The following is a 15238-nucleotide window of genomic DNA, read 5'->3' as shown; positions in this document are numbered from 1 at the left end:
CAGCCACAGAGCCAGCAACCCGAATTGCTTGCACCTGGTCTTCCGACCGCCAGCCCAGATGCCAGTGACCCGGTGGTCCGGGCGTGTCGGCAGGCAGGCGATCCGAAGCTCCTGTTAGCCTAGCGCTCTGCCGCGGCGCGTTATTGCATGATAGGATCGGCCTTGGCACATAACCGTGTGGAGCCGTGGATCGGCGCCGGACAGAGCAGTTTGGCCGGTCTCACCTGCCCGAATTCTGAAACGTCTCGACCAGGGCCGCGATTTCCTGATCGCCCAGTCCCCGCTCGATCGCATCGGCCATCGCGGCGGCAACGGCATCGGGCAATCTGGCATCGATGCCCTTTTGACGACAGAGTCGGGAGACCTGAGCAAAGGCATATGCGTGCACATCGAGCGTTGCCTCCTTCGCGGTGAAATCCCCGGTTCGGATCATGTCGGCAAAGGCGGCATCAGGGCCCTGCCAGTTCCAGACGGTGGTCATCAGGTCGAAATAGGTTTCGAGCGGCACACCGGCGGCCTTGCAGATCGCCGCACCATGAAAGAAGCCGGCAAGATGCGTGTAGTAGGCCGAAAAGAATGCCTTGTCGAAGGCGCTTGCCGCGCCTGCCGCTTCCCCGACATGGCGCGGATTGCCGCCAAGGGCCGACAGGATGGACCGCTGCCGCTCAAACTCGGCCTTCTGTCCTGAATAGACAATCATGCAGCCTTCGCCGCGTATATCCGACGGCAGGCCCATGATCGAACCGTCCAGGTAACCCACCCCGTTGGCGGCGGCCCACTCTGCTAGCACCTCCGCCTCTTCCACCGTCGTCTGTGAAAGCTGTACCAATGCCTTGCCCTGCAGGATGCGGCCGGTCTGAAGCGTCGCAAGAGAGGCACGCACGGCCGCACTGTCCGACAGGCAAGTGATCATTACATCGCAGGACTGGGCGCCATCCTCTATGGTCATGGCAAGATTGGCCCCGGCACTCACCGCTGCAAAGCATCTTTCGACGGTCCGGTTCCAGACCGACACGGCGATCCCCCGGGCAAGAAGTGCATCCACGAGCGCCCGCCCCATATAGCCCTGACCGGCAATCAACACATGCATACGATCTCATCCTTTCTTCGCTTCACCGCGGATGAACCCGTAAGACATCCCGGCATCGTGGGGGTGCCAAGTCATATCCGGCGCCGCATCGGCCCCAAGACCTTCAATGATGTGCCGCATGCGAAAAGAGCTGGATGACAATGATGCCCAAAACAATCAGTCCGATCCCCAGAAGTGCGGGGGCATCCAGCTTCTGCCCGAACGCGAAATGGCCGACTGCGGAAATCGACGCGATGCCGACACCCGACCAGACCGCGTAGACGATGCCGATCGGAAGCACCTTCATCGTCCATGACATCAAATAGAAGGAGGTCGTATAGGCAACGACCACTACCAGAGCCGGTATCAGCCTGGTGAACTGCTCACTCAGGTGAAGTGCAGTCGTGCCAATGACCTCTGCCGCAATCGCCATCCCTAGCAACGAATAGTGCATTTGAGAACGCGTTCCCCTTGTGACGCAGACCGGCGTGGCGCCGACGTTGTGAAACTGGTCGACTGTCGTCTTGTGCGTGTCTGTCGAGCATCCTACCGCGTGGCCAGCGGGTGATCTTTCATGAATTTTCGGTGGGTGGCACGAAACCGGCAGCAGGCCAGAGACCGACAGGCAAAGATTTTATTCAACAGCGTCGGGAGATCACAAAATTGCCTTTCATCCCCACTTAACCATTTCTCTCTCCAACCAAGGAGGGCCCAAACGTCCGTTCCAGAGCGCTTTCTCCCGTTACGACAGATGTTTGGGCATGGGATTTTCTCCCTTGTCGGTCCTCTCGTCGATCAGGTCTCAAGTTCGGCAACGCCTGCATAAAGTTCCAGAGCCTCTGGATTGGCGAGCGCTTCCTTGTTCTTTACCAGCCGGCCGTGGACAACGTCGCGAACGGCGAGTTCGACGATCTTGCCGGACTTGGTGCGCGGGATATCCGACACCTGAATGACCTTGGCCGGAACGTGACGGGGCGAAGCACCGATGCGGATCTTGGTCTTGATCTTCTTCTCCAGATCGGTGTCGAGGCTAAGTCCCGCCGCGAGGCGGACAAAGAGCACGACACGCACGTCGTCATCCCAATCCTGGCCGATGCAGATGGCCTCCGAGACCTCATCGAGCTGTTCCACCTGATTGTAGATTTCGGCCGTGCCGATGCGGACGCCGCCCGGATTGAGCGTCGCGTCGGAGCGGCCGTGGATGACCAGGCCGCCATGCTCTGTCCATTCGGCGAAATCGCCATGGCACCAGATATTGTCGAAACGCTCGAAATAGGCTGTCATGTATTTGGCGCCATCGGGATCGTTCCAAAAACCAACGGGCATCGAGGGAAATGCCTTGGTGCAGACGAGTTCGCCCTTCTCGCCGTGCAGCGGCTTGCCATCGTCGTCCCATACATCGACCGCGAGGCCCAAGCCGGGTCCCTGGATCTCGCCCTTCCACACCGGCTTGATAGGATTGCCGAGCACGAAGCAGGAGACGATATCGGTTCCGCCGGAAATCGAAGCAAGCTGTACATCCGGCTTGATGCCTTCATAGACGAACGCGAAACCCTCCGGCGAGAGCGGCGAGCCTGTCGAGGTGATCAGGCGGAGGTTCGACAGATCATGCGTCTTCCAAGGCTCGATGCCGTCCTTGCGCACCGCATCGATGTATTTCGCCGACGTGCCGAAGATCGCGAACCGCTCCTTGGCGGCGTAGTCCCAAAGCACACTGCCGCTGGGCGCGAATGGCGAGCCATCGAACAGGCAGAGCGTAGCGCCGCTCGCCAGGCCCGACGCCAGCCAATTCCACATCATCCAGCCGCAGGTGGTGAAGTAGAAGAGCTTGTCGCCGTCACCGATGCCCGAATGGAAGCGGTGTTCCTTGAGATGCTGGAGCAGCGTGCCGCCGGCGGAATGGACGATGCATTTCGGCATGCCAGTCGTGCCCGACGAAAACAGAATGTAAAGTGGATGCGAGAACGGCAGCAGCTCGTATTCCACCGACTTGGCATCGAAGGAAATGGTCGCGGCATCCATAGTCCGGCCATCAACGAGCGAGGCGGCCAGCGCTTCGGCGTCACCTGCATAGTTCACCACCATGACAGGGCATCCGAGTTTCGGTGCCACGTGGCGCACCTTGTCGCCGACATCCTGGAGCTTGCCGTTATACCAATAGGCGTCGCAGGTGATGAACAGTTTCGGTTCGATCTGGCCGAAGCGGTCGAGCACGCCCCGCTCGCCGAAATCGGGCGAGCAGGACGACCAGATCGCCCCCATCGAAGCCGCGGCCAGCATGCATGCAATGGTCTCTGGCATGTTGGGCATCATCGCCGAGATGCGATCACCCTTGCCGATTCCCATTGCGCGGAAGGCCTGCTGCAGCTTGGATACGGTGGAATAAAGCTGATCCCAGGACCAGCGGTAGCTCACCTTGTCTTCGCCGCGGAAGATCAGTGCATCGCCGTCGCCCTGCTTGACCAGAAGGTTCTCGGCGAAATTCAGCTCTGCATCCGGGAAGAAGCGGGCGTCGCGCATGACGTCGTCGTTGATCAGATCGCGCACGCCCTTTTCTCCGCGCACACCACAGGAATCCCAGACGGCCGACCAGAATGGCCCGCGATTGTCGATCGACCATAGATGGAAGGAATCGTGATCGGGCAGGTCGACATCGAACCTTTCCGCACATATGCGCCGTAGAGCGGTCATCGCATTGCTATTAATGCTGTCTTCCGTCGGTAACCACAAAGGCCGCTCGCTGGACACGAACTCATCCTCCTCTGCCACGCTAGGCGATCGTGTCATCCGGGCATGGTGTTAAGTTTGCTCGAGCACAGCCCAAGCCCATCCGGCATTTTTATCGAATTGTGGCTTCCGGCATCGATGGAAACCTCTACAGTTTCAAGCGCCTTTGACGACGCCCCCACGATCCAACGCTCCATTTCAAAGAGCCCAATAATTTGATCTTTGATCAAAGTCAATGGAAACGGGATCACCCCTATTTCAATCTTGATTTCCGCCAAGAATGAAAGAGCTCGCGCCAGAACTCTATGATCATTGATCAGGGATCGCTATGATCATCATGAAGCTATTAATTCAGGAGAGAAAATGCCCGCGTCCCAGTTTCCTTCCCTTCGGCCGAGATCGAGCAATTCCGATCTCGAGCATGTTTACGCAGAGCTAGCCCGTTCGCTCATGATGGCCGAATTCGCGCCTGGGCAGAAACTAAAACTGGATGATCTGGCGACTGCTTTCGGCACGAGCCATATGCCCGTCCGAGAGGCGCTAAATCGGTTGGTGATGGCTCGCGCACTTCAGGCCGAGACGAGACGCACGCCTTTCATACCTGAGGCCAGCGTCGAGCGCCTGCGTAACTTGCTCACTCTTCGCACCGATCTGGAAGGCAAAGCGGTCGCCATGACCGTTGAGCGTGGCGCGGCTGGGCTAGCTGATCAATTGGCGCAGATAAATGCCCGAATGGACGCCGAAGCGGAACGCGGCGCTTTAGGAACGCGAGCTTATCTTCAACTCAATCACAAGTTTCATTTTTCCTTGTACGAACGATGCGGCAACCCAGAACTCGTAAACATAATCGAGCTGCTGTGGATGCGTTATGGCCCTCTGCTAAACCTTCTGAAAGCCACACCAATGTCGTTCTCAGGGCATCGCCATCATGCCGAAATTATCACCGCGGTGAGAGCCGGCAACGTTGCTGGCGCCGTCCAAAATCTCGTCGCCGACTTGGAGGAGGCAGGGAGCGCAATCGCGACGGCACTGTCGACGCAACCGCAGAAACCGCACGGTGCCAAAGCAAGGATCTAATAGCCGCTTCGTCACGCAAATCGCGCAGCAAGGCGGACATCTGCCGGTGAGGTACACTGATACAGAATATTCTTGTTTTCCTGCCAGTTCGTCAAAGCAGACGAGTGCGGCGTGACGCCGTCAGGCGTAGAACGTACCGCTTGCCTTATCCCGAGAGGCTATCACACGCGCCGCTCCAAGAGCGTCTCCATCGGCCAGCGCGACAACCATCGCCCGTTGCCATTTAAGAACGGCATCCAGATCCACCTGACGCCAATAGTGCACCATGATCGGGCCGGCCATGACCCAGACATGCTCCAGGACTTCAAACAGGATCTCCAAATTGGCGGTCTTGCATATGGTCTCGACAAAGGCATGCACCAGAAGTCTCGTCTTTGACACTTCCCCGGCGGACATCGCCTTTTCCGTCTTCTCGTTCAGCTGTTTAAGACGGTCCAGCATCGATTGTTTGAGGAGTGTGGCGGCGGATGCTGCCGCGATCGCCTCCAGCAGCGCCTGGATTTCCAGAATGTCTCGTCCGTCCGCTCCGGAGAACAACCGAACGCGCAGTCGTCCGTTTTCCAGCTTTTCAAGAGGGCCGATCGAGCCGATCTCGCGGAGCGCTTCCCGGACAGGGACAACGCCCAAATTCAGCCCCTCGCTAAGCTGTCTGACCGTCAAGTGCTCACCAGGCATGTACTGGCCACAAATCAAGGCTTCGCGAATTGCCTTGCGCGCCTTGCTCTGCTCCGACTGGCGCCGCTCCACCCTGCTTGCCGACCGAGTGACGGCATGTGAGCGCTGGAACTCGTCGGGTCGGCTCGCGGCATTTTCAAGTTCGGATGACGTCAATCCGACGAGACGAAAATCGGGCCTGATGGCCCTGACCTCACGAACGACTGCCTGTATTTTGATTGCGGCCGGAACGTTTCCCCATTTGACGGTCATGCCGATGTCGCGTCTCAGGGCCACCGCAGCTGCCGTTCCGTCACCGCAGAGAAGGGCATCATAGACCTCGTCGTGAGGGTCCAACAAATGCTTCGGCTTTCCCGATGCATATGCCTGCACGTAGGCTGGGATGGCCATCACGATATATGGTCCGGCTTTTTCCCATAGGTTTTCGATGATTTCGCTCAGGACGTTGGAGCCGGCAAGAGCATAGAGAGAGAAGTGGAAATTCCTGTTGAGCCGCGCGAACTCCAGCACATTGCCTGCGTCCAACTGTTCCTTGGCAGCGGTGTTGATGGCCAGCAGGTCCGCTAGCGGCGCCTGCCCGGCACGTTCCGCCGCTCGAGCTGTAGCCAGGCTCTCCAACAGTGTCCTGATCAGCCACCATTCGTCGATCTGGGCTTCCGAAAACAGTCTTACCCGTGCATTTCCGTTCGGCATCGCCTCCAGAGACCCATGACCGATGAGACGTTGGATCGCCTCGCGGACAGGCGTCAGGCTCATCGACATCGACGCGGCCATGTCGCTCGCGAGGATCGTTTGCCCGGGCGTGAGCTTTCCTTCGAACAACTGCGCGCGCAAATGCTGGAAAGCTCGCTCATGTAGTCCCGAACGTACCGTCACAACGACATCCTCTGGCTCCCCGCTAACCGTGTACGGAGCAGGCCGCGTCTCTGCTGATGTGGCATGTTCGGCAATGTCCCGGCGCGTTGGAGTTTTCCAATCTCAAATAGCTTTCGACTTCAATATCTGTATCCATCGCGGCACCAGCAAGCGGTTGGCAATGCTATGCAGGTGCCAGATTTTGGTTATCCCTCTGTAGCCGAGTTCGTATCGCATCCGGAATCGTCATCGATGCATGCGTCTCGTTTTCAACGAAAACCTCGACGGTCTCATGAACCGCGAGCAACTTGCCCGTTTCGCTTTCGGTCATCTCGAAACGGAGGGTGACGCTCTTGTTGCCAAGCTTTTCAGCCTGGCCCGCGACCGCAAAGCAGTCCCCCGAACGAAGCTCCGACCGGAACTCCGTGGATGCCCGCAGGGTGACCGTGTGTACGCCATGCTCATCGATCATGCGCTGTTGCCCCAGACCTAGCCGTTTCCAGAACAAAAATGACGCATCGTCGAAAAACGGAGCATAACAACGGACATTCATGTGGCCGAATTGATCCAGGTGCCACGGATGAACAACTCCAGCCAACAAGTGGGGAAGTTGAGACGCGGAGTTGCTGATTTCATTGGACATGTCGAAATTCCTCGCAAGTTTCTGTCAATACGCGGCGAACTGCATGAATGCCTCTTCGGAGATCGCACTCCCCTCCAATTCCGCGGTGATATGCCCCTGCTTGGCGACAAGAACCCTACAGATGTCAGGGCGCAGACGATCAACATGAACAAGCCGCTCTTCCTGACCGGCGAGGTCGGTGCCTTCGCCCGGTATCAGGGGATTTTTCGGCGCCTATGATCAGATCGCCACCCATCCCGGCTGTAAAATTGATGATGATATCGGTGTTTTGCGCCCGCACACGCTCAAGGACCTGAGCATAAAGGACGGTTTCACGGCTGCCTTCCGTCATGTGGACATCCCGGACGTGAACATGTGCGGCAGTCGCGCCTGCATCTGCGACTGCGAGCACGTCGGTACGATCTGTTCGGACGTGACGGGCACATGCTTGTTTTTACGGAGCCCCGGCCCGCGCCAGTGACCGCGCAGGTTACAGATACGTCTTGAGTCATTGTGCATTAGCTTTCTTCTTGGTGATGATGTCAGCCGAACGGGTCGATCCCTTTGTCGGCATCGCCAGCTGCCAGTACGACTGACAAGGCAACCAGTCCGTCCCTTGCCGTGACGGCGGGCATACCGCCCTCCCGTATCGTCTGAACGCAGGCTGTCAGCTGCGCCGAAAAGTGGCCCGGAGGTGCCAAGCCCGGAGTCTCCACGCGCTGCGAACCCTTTCCCGTGTTCATAAACAGCGCATTGGCATAATGAAAAATCCGCAGCGAGCCGGAAGTACCCCATACCGATATCGAGCCTGGATCGTTGATCCATCCGCCCGCGGGCACATACTGCCCATCATTTCCCCAACCCGCACCACCCGCGAAAATGCCTTCGTTGGGCAAGCTTGTGGGAAATGTGGCGTTGTTGTAAAGAAGGTGCCCGATCGCGCCCGACGGATAGTTTGCAATCAGGAATTCGGTTCCGGCGGGCTGGCCGGATTTCAAGCCATGACCGATGATGCTTTGCGGCTTCTCATCCAGCAGCCAACCAAAGATGTCGACGAGATGAACACCGTGGTCGATGAGGCTCATACCCGGTCCACCCGGGCCGCCTTCGGGATAGTGCGAGAATGGCAGCGGGACATAGCCCTCAAGCCCGTGACCCGAAACGACAATTTCGCTCATGAGCTGCGCCTTGCCGATGGCTCCGTTCTTGATCAGCTCGCGCGCACTGCGAACCGCCGGCAGATATCTGTAGGTAGAGCCGTAGAAGCAGCGAATGCCCGTCTGGTCGCAGACCTCCACGATCGCCTTCGCATCCTCAAGATTGACCGCGATCGGCTTCTCGCAGAATACGTCGATGCCGGCGCGAGCAACGAGCTCGACCAACATGCGATGCGTTGCAGCCGGCGTCAGGATCATCACAAGATCCAGGCCGCCGTCACCGACCATCGCGGCTGCATCGACGTATCCTCTTGCACCGGTCTGCTGCGCCACCTTCTCAACCACTCCTGAGCGGGCATCACAAACCGCGACCAGTTGCGCGCCCGCCACAATGGGCAATGCCGCCAGATGGACATGAGCGACTTCGCCCAGCCCTATTATTCCAATCCGAACGGTATCATCTACTCCTCGCCCCCGGTGTCGGACGCCTTGCATGACACAACCTCTTTCCCAAATAGCTCCGCGTGATACCCGACGCTGAACATGCAGCGCCGGACCGTCAGATGCTGTCGAAGGACACCTATTAGTAACTATATCGGCTGTCAATTTTTTGATAAGTTTTTTGATAAGTTATTTGAGATTTTATCTGCAGAACCTTCTCCACCTGTACGCAGAGCAGTGAATAAGAAAGCTAACCTAATTAGTCCGGAAAGACTCCCGGGCAATTGGCACCGGAGATTCGACGAAACGTGCGTGATCCTTGAGGAGATCGGGCAATGCGGCAGTGCGGAAAGGATCTGCAAATTGCTGCTGGGCTATGCTGGACGATTCGGAGCGACGAACCTGCTTGCCGGAGCAATTCCGCTGCCATGCTTGTCGCGCGAGCAACTGTCGCATGTCCTGCTCGACGCTTGGCCGGAGGAATGGGCAACACGGTACTTCTCGAACGGCTACCTTTACCGCGACCCGACGATCCGGCTTGTGAGACAGGCCACCGCGCCGTTTCATTGGAGCGAGGTTGGTGACCGGTGCAAAGTGTACCCACTCGGCCGCCGCATCATGCATGAGGCAAAGGAATTTCGGCTGGACGAAGGATTGACAATTGCGTTCTCAACCATGGAGCGACAACCAGTAGGCTTTTCGATCGCCGGCAAGAAACTGAACCCCGATCCCCGTGGAGGCTGGCACCAACTCGCTATCGCCTACGCCTTTGGTTGCGCGTCCGCTCTCATTGGAGGCGTGCGTGATCATAAGTCTGTCCGTCTCTCGCCGAGGCAGCGTGACGTCCTTCGCTGGGCGTCCGAAGGGCTCGCTGTCGACGATATCGCCGAGCGTCTGAACATGAGCAGCAACACGGCGGACACTCACGGAGCGGAAAGTCTTTCCCGCACAACTGGCGCCTCAGAAAACGGTTGATCGAAACGAGGCTCGCAAAGCCCTGCATCTGGATTCCGATCGCCAAGGTGTCTCAGGTAGCCCTGATCTTGCAGCGCTCATCATGGAAAAGATCGCCGCCGCGACGGTCGTCGTTGCGGACGTAACACCCGTTGGAACGACGTCGGGCTTTACCCACGGTCGCGGCGAACAGGTAGGCGCACCCAAGAAATTGATGAACTCCAACGTCGCGATCGAGCTTGGCTACGCACTACACGCACTAAGCGATCGACGCCTTCTGATGGTCTGCAACTCCCACTACGGTGATCGTGCAGACCTGCCGTTTGACTTGGCACACAAGGCCGGACCGGTGTTTTACCGATTGGCACCTGGCGCGGATCGCCAAGCGATTGCCGTGGCTAAGTGGACATTGACTGAGGAGTTTGTGACGCGCCTTCGTGACTATCTCGATGTCGCCGCCACTTCGTCCGTTCCTGAATTTCAGCCAACGCTCTCAACCTACGTCCCCGCAGCATATTTTCCGGTTGGCGCGACGCTGGCGAGGATTGGAGTTCAGGGAGTCGATGAGCTCTTCTACACCTACCAGACGGACAAGCTTTGCTTTTTGCGTCTCATTCCAACCCGACGTCTCGATAATCCTTTGCCACGGGCTCGGCTTCTTGAAAAGATCACATACGCGCCGTTGCTGACACCCCAGGCCTCCGGGGGGTTGACGGCGAATAACGACTTTGGCGCAATCCGGTTTGAACCTGCCTCTAATCCGCCAAGTGGAGAAGCTCGCCTCGGCGCTTCAATCCAACTCTTTCGGAATGGTGAGCTTTGGGCAGTTGGCGCTAAGTTTGTGATTACAGAGCGCGGCTTGAGACCCGCACACGTTGTAATTCCACTTGTGCCGCTTTCGCCATTTGAAAAGGCCTTCCATCAAACCCTGCGGCAAGCTGTCGACTTCAGGAGCGAGCATCTAGAGCTCCACGTACCCTGGCGGGTCGTTCTGGGTGTGACTGGGGTGGCGGGCGTCCACTACGGCGTGAATAGTGACACAATCGGACCGGTATCTCAAAATGAGGTGGTTTTCGATGCCACCTTGAACATCGCAACCGATGCCGCGGTCACGGCGTTGGCGGTCCGCTTCTTTGAGGAGGTCTACGACGCGTCGGGTTATCCTCGTCCGGCCGGCCTTCATGGCATTCCCCCCCGTTAGCGCCTAGACCGTATGGGCGGGCGCTATGCTCGGGCGCGTCCATCGATCAGGTACGGCTTCGGGCGGCCAAGGAAAGTTCGACGCGACGTCAGGATGGCGAGGCTCATCCTCTGGGAAGCCGTACCGGTCCCGCGTTTCATCAATCACCGCTAGCGCGTCCTTTGCGAGCCCAGCAATCGCACCGCCTTCGCAGACTGTGACGAAAAGCGCCTTGCGAAGGGGTGCCGCATTGATCGGATAAATCTCGTATTGTGTGCCTTCGTCATTCTGGTAGCGCCGCGCCGTGACGGCGTGCTCGATTGCCATACGAAGCGTGCCGTCCATTCGTCCGCCGCCCCGATGTCGGATCATCGCAAGCACAGCGTTGCCGTCCGCTTCATCCGCAAAAATCTGTTCGACCAAAGAGTTCGCCGGATTAGAAAGCCCGACATCATAGCGTTTTGCGAGCTCCTCGCGTAACGTAGGGTTAGCGGCGACCAATGGCGCAATACTTCGCGCTGCGTACCAGGTTTCGACTTTCTTCGAGGCGATACCCGCCGCATGGCAGAATTCAACAAGGCCGATCACCATTTCCGGCTCGCGGCGGCTCAGGACCGCGTAGAGCCACTGATGGTGCTCCACGATGCGCGGATCGCGGCGGGCGAGCTCGAACAACAGTTCTAGGCCTTGAGCGTCAGGCGTGTCGCCGAGGGCACCGATCATGCCGGCAAGATCGCTGATCCGATGATGATCGTCCGGCAGCAGGTTAAAGCCGTCGAGCACAGCGGCCGGGCGGTCCGACACCGGCAGCAGCCGCAACCACTCATTCAGCTCATAGCGCTCCTGTTGGGCCACCCACCATTCCTTCTTCGAGCGCTCGACCCAATCGGCAACACCGCTCAAGACAAGGTCGGCAGGCACCACCAAACCGGCCGCCGCGAGCGCATTCAGGAAATGCAGCTTCTTCGAGAGCGGTAGCGGCAAGGCGAGGAGGCAACGGGCGAGATCGTCGTGGCCACCACACGGCATCATGAAGGCGGTGGACGCTAACGCCAACGCACGCAACTGATCGCGCTCGATCGAGCCAGGCGAGATCAGCGATTCCACCACTCCGAAAATCGTGACTGCGTCTTTGCTGCAATCTTTCGCCGTTGCCGCCGCGTATTTGGCCCGGCGCAATTTGAGGTTCGAGAAATCTGGCCAGCGCAGTTGAAACGTCCCCTCGCGGGGCACCGGAGGCGCTGTAATGAGGCGCACGCCGATCGCTGCTTCGGCGCCGAACTCGGGATCGGAAAGTTGGCTGACTAAGTATTCCTTTGCCCGGTCCCCACCAATTGCTACCAAAGCCTGGCGAATCTGCAGGTAGTGCGGATGATGCCTGACGGCCTCTAGGTCCGACTGCAAATGGGTTTGGTCATATTTGATCCGCGCGGCGCGATGGCGAGCCACGTCTTTTTCAAGCACCCGAATGAGGGCATCAATTTCATATTCATCGGCAACGCGCTGGAGCGCGCCAATAATGGCGTAACATTGCCAGGGCAGCCATGCATCACTTGCTACAAATCTCTTCGCCCAGCCGACCGCCATGTGTGCGATGGCTGTCTTCATCTCGGGAGGAAAGTCGGCACTTGCCCCCCGCCGATCACGGCCGTGGCCGCTCAGCAAGTCGGCGAGCGCGATGACGGTGTCGATGTCCGTTTCGTCGGCGTGGCGAAGGAGCGCCTCACCGAACGACGTGCCCCGCGACATCTGAATGAGGTCGTGTAGCCCCCAATAAGCATCCACGCGGGGCTTTGCGGCTGGATCCGTGCGCTGGCTGGCGCTTGGCCGCTGCGCCAGCAGCCGATGAATCAGCTTGCCCACCGTCTTGGGGCCTGCGACGAGGATTGCATCGTTCCGCTCGTGCCGCGCCACTGTTTGCCGAAGAGCTAGTTCCACTATCGACCCCTCGTCGACCGCATCAAGCTGCTCCAGCAACTCTTCCCCGCCAAACGGAAGCTTTTTCCCGGCGGCCATGCGAGCGAACATGCCGCGCGCGACGGCATTTGTGTCGCGCTCCAAGAGATTGCGCAGGATCGCGGCCCCGCGATGATCCGTTGCCTCGAAATCGGCTCCGGCGATCAGCGAGACAACATCGTCGGCGTCTATTTTCCCCGTTCCGGGGCGACTGAGCATCGCTAGCTGCTCCAATGGATTCTTCTCTGCCGCCAGCATTTTTTGGCGGGCCGCGACGATCCGCTCAACGATTACAGGATCTTCAAACTCCTCATCGTATCCATGACGCGCAACCTCAAACCAGACGTCGTCGGGCGCCTCCTTCAAGGCGAGCGCGGCAAGACTCTTGCAGCGTCGAAACAGCAGGGAGCCTACGACATCGGCGCGAACCTTCGGATCGGGCTCGTTGGTCGCCAGGCCCGCGGCCAGTGTCATGCTGTCGAAGTCGCCGTGGGAGGCGAGTTCACCCAATGCGTGTCGACGCACTTCACCGGTCAGAGCCGAAAGCTTCTGCGCGGCGTCATGGCCGAGGACGCCAGAGCGGAAGCGGCTGGCGGCACGCGTTGCGCCCAGATGCGTATTGGAATCCGATGCGCTCACGAGGGCCCACACCTGCGGCGCGAAGTCTCCACGACCCGTTGTGACCATGAATCGTACCGCCCGATCAACCGTGCCGGGCCGATGCCAGCGCTCAACAAACTTGGTGACCCGATGCTTCACCAAGTTCCAAACAGCATCGGACGACCGGAAGATCATCTCCGCTGCTAGGATTGGGTCGACGCCCAAGGTCCAGATGATGCCGGCCGCCGCAGCATTCTGTTCCACGTTTGAGCCGCTGCCGAGCCGCTCGACCGCGAACAGGACCGCCTCGGCCCAAATTCGGCGATCCAGAATATCGGCCGCGAGCGACGCCATACGCTCCGGCTTGGCCGCTGCCTCAACAATCATGTCTGCCACGCGATTTGAGGCGTACCATTCTTGGAACTGGTGGTGGTGGAACATGACGGTGCACCCAGATCTGACCAAAAGGTGGTGGGCGACCAGCGCATCGATCACAGGTCCGGGCAGGAGTTTGTCGCCAATCTGCCCCGCTGCTCGCAGGCGCTTGAGCTCCTCGGAAATCGCTGCGCGTGCCTCGGCGTCGGAGAAGCCTACCTTGCCTGCGTGCGACATCGCCATCGCTAGGCCGGTCAGCAATTCGGCGTGGGCTCCTTCGAGTTCTGTCCTGAGGACCTGCGCATGGGCAACTTCGATGCGAGCTACGAATGCGTTCAAGACTTCGTCCTTGCTCGCGGGCAGATTGCCAGTCGGCGAGTGCTCGGCGAGCGCGGTCAGATAGAACGGGTTGCTGACGAGATCCCGCAGACCGTGCGTTCGCCAAGCACGCTCCATAAGATCGGTTCCGCCTTCTCCGACAATGGCGCGCGCCAGCTCAAATTGCTGGTCCTCCGACAGCGGCTGCACGTCGACCCGCCGCCCATTGAAGGGTGTGTCGACAGCTTCCTGCCGCGTGGATCCGGCGAGCCTCAATTGCGGATAGTCCCGCCGCAGCTTTTTAATGAAGGCCGCTGCGACCAAGCGCGCATCCTCATCGAGCTCGTTCCAACCATCAAGAAGGACGGCCAAGCGGCCGGAGGCGGCTAGAGCCTTTAAGCGGCCGGGGTCAATTCCCTCAAAGCTATTTCGAGCGGCAACCTCGGAAATAAAGCCGATACTGGTGTCGACCGACCACTCGTTTAGCGGAACGATGATTGGAACGAACGTCCGCGTCGCAACCAGCGCCTCCGCGATCTGGATCATTGCGGTCGACTTACCCGTCCCGGGAGGGGCCGCGATCAGCAGCTCGCGCTCGATCGACAGGCCGGCCGCCAAACCCACGGCTGTTACCAGTTCACCGCGATCATAGCCTTGGATCGCTAGGCTCACCGAGATCGGATGCTTGGGGAAAGTCTCCGAACTTTTGAACTTTGCCAGATCGGCCGCCGCTGCCGTCCAAACCTCAGTGTCGCCGCCCTCCCATACCGGATTGGCAGCCGCTCCCAGCCGCCCGGTCGAAACCTCCACAAAAGCCTGATCTTGCGCTTTCCGTTTCCAGTCACGGAGAAGCTCGAGCGTGTGATAAGCGGAATCAGAATCGATCAACTTGCCGCAGTTCTGACAGAGCCAAATCCCATTTTTGGCAGAGGCACGCTCTTCAGCGGTAAGGGTTGCCAAATAACGCGGTCCACCTGGGGCCGCCGCGGTGATATGGGCAGCTTGGCCGACGTTGACGATCGACTGACCTTTTTCCGCGGACCCGATGGTCGGCCGACGGCACCCAGGGTTAGAGCAGCGGTTGCCCACCTGGTCGCGAAGAAACTGAATCGTGGCCTTTGTAAAGTCGTGTCTCAAATTATAGCCAACAAGTGGTCCGATAGAATGAACAAGTACGCTGCCTAGACACCTTGCGATAGGCGGCGAAATAGCAAAGTCCGTTATTGGCGCAA

General features: G+C 59.0%; 12 protein-coding genes. 3 read left to right on the top strand and 9 right to left on the bottom strand.

Going from position 1 to position 15238, the window contains the following annotated elements:
* Window positions 1–220 precede the first annotated feature (220 nt).
* The 4 genes from ABVQ20_RS28690 to ABVQ20_RS28675 all read right to left on the bottom strand — a co-directional run bounded on the left by ABVQ20_RS28690 (window position 221) and on the right by ABVQ20_RS28675 (window position 4074).
* Window positions 221–1090: an NAD(P)-dependent oxidoreductase gene (locus tag ABVQ20_RS28690; RefSeq protein ID WP_354463049.1), complete on the bottom strand. Its 870-nt coding sequence runs from the start codon at window positions 1088–1090 to the stop codon at window positions 221–223.
* Between the two features lie 103 nt (window positions 1091–1193).
* Window positions 1194–1523, bottom strand: coding sequence for a DMT family transporter (locus ABVQ20_RS28685; protein ID WP_354463047.1), 330 nt, complete (start codon window positions 1521–1523; stop codon window positions 1194–1196).
* A gap of 341 nt (window positions 1524–1864) precedes the next feature.
* The gene (locus tag ABVQ20_RS28680) at window positions 1865–3760 is read right to left on the bottom strand and encodes an acetoacetate--CoA ligase (RefSeq protein WP_435528437.1); all 1896 of its coding nucleotides are present in this window, start codon (window positions 3758–3760) and stop codon (window positions 1865–1867) included.
* A gap of 92 nt (window positions 3761–3852) precedes the next feature.
* The gene (locus tag ABVQ20_RS28675; protein WP_354463044.1) at window positions 3853–4074 is read right to left on the bottom strand and encodes a hypothetical protein; all 222 of its coding nucleotides are present in this window, start codon (window positions 4072–4074) and stop codon (window positions 3853–3855) included.
* An 85-nt stretch (window positions 4075–4159) separates the two neighbouring features.
* Here ABVQ20_RS28675 and ABVQ20_RS28670 point away from each other — a divergent pair, with 85 nt between their 5' ends.
* Entirely contained in the window at window positions 4160–4873 is a 714-nt protein-coding gene (locus ABVQ20_RS28670) for a GntR family transcriptional regulator (protein WP_354463042.1), read from the top strand.
* A 120-nt stretch (window positions 4874–4993) separates the two neighbouring features.
* On the opposite strand, the gene ABVQ20_RS28665 is transcribed toward ABVQ20_RS28670, so the two are convergent.
* From ABVQ20_RS28665 to ABVQ20_RS28650, 4 genes are all read right to left on the bottom strand, one after another.
* A complete protein-coding gene (locus ABVQ20_RS28665) occupies window positions 4994–6424 on the bottom strand; it encodes a GntR family transcriptional regulator (RefSeq protein ID WP_354463040.1) in 1431 nt (476 codons plus the stop codon).
* 163 nt (window positions 6425–6587) lie between these two features.
* Window positions 6588–7046, bottom strand: coding sequence for an acyl-CoA thioesterase (locus ABVQ20_RS28660; protein WP_354463038.1), 459 nt, complete (start codon window positions 7044–7046; stop codon window positions 6588–6590).
* 139 nt (window positions 7047–7185) lie between these two features.
* Complete coding sequence (locus ABVQ20_RS28655; RefSeq protein ID WP_354463037.1) at window positions 7186–7437, bottom strand: 3-keto-5-aminohexanoate cleavage protein; 252 nt, start codon at window positions 7435–7437, stop codon at window positions 7186–7188.
* Window positions 7438–7567: 130 nt separating this feature from the next.
* A complete protein-coding gene (locus ABVQ20_RS28650) occupies window positions 7568–8677 on the bottom strand; it encodes a Gfo/Idh/MocA family protein (RefSeq protein WP_354463035.1) in 1110 nt (369 codons plus the stop codon).
* Between the two features lie 258 nt (window positions 8678–8935).
* Between ABVQ20_RS28650 and ABVQ20_RS28645 the strand changes: the two genes are divergently transcribed.
* Both ABVQ20_RS28645 and ABVQ20_RS28640 read left to right on the top strand, forming a co-directional pair.
* Window positions 8936–9598, top strand: coding sequence for a helix-turn-helix transcriptional regulator (locus ABVQ20_RS28645; protein WP_354463033.1), 663 nt, complete (start codon window positions 8936–8938; stop codon window positions 9596–9598).
* A gap of 82 nt (window positions 9599–9680) precedes the next feature.
* Window positions 9681–10778, top strand: coding sequence for a hypothetical protein (locus ABVQ20_RS28640; RefSeq protein ID WP_354463032.1), 1098 nt, complete (start codon window positions 9681–9683; stop codon window positions 10776–10778).
* Between the two features lie 3 nt (window positions 10779–10781).
* Here ABVQ20_RS28640 and ABVQ20_RS28635 read toward each other — a convergent pair whose 3' ends face one another.
* Entirely contained in the window at window positions 10782–14966 is a 4185-nt protein-coding gene (locus ABVQ20_RS28635) for an NACHT domain-containing protein (protein WP_354463030.1), read from the bottom strand.
* Between the last annotated feature and the right edge of the window lie 272 nt (window positions 14967–15238).

The organism is Mesorhizobium shangrilense (assembly GCF_040537815.1).
GTDB classification, from domain to species: Bacteria; Pseudomonadota; Alphaproteobacteria; order Rhizobiales; family Rhizobiaceae; genus Mesorhizobium; species Mesorhizobium shangrilense.
Note: the sequence above shows the minus strand (reverse complement) of the source record. Positions and strands in the feature narration are given on the sequence as shown.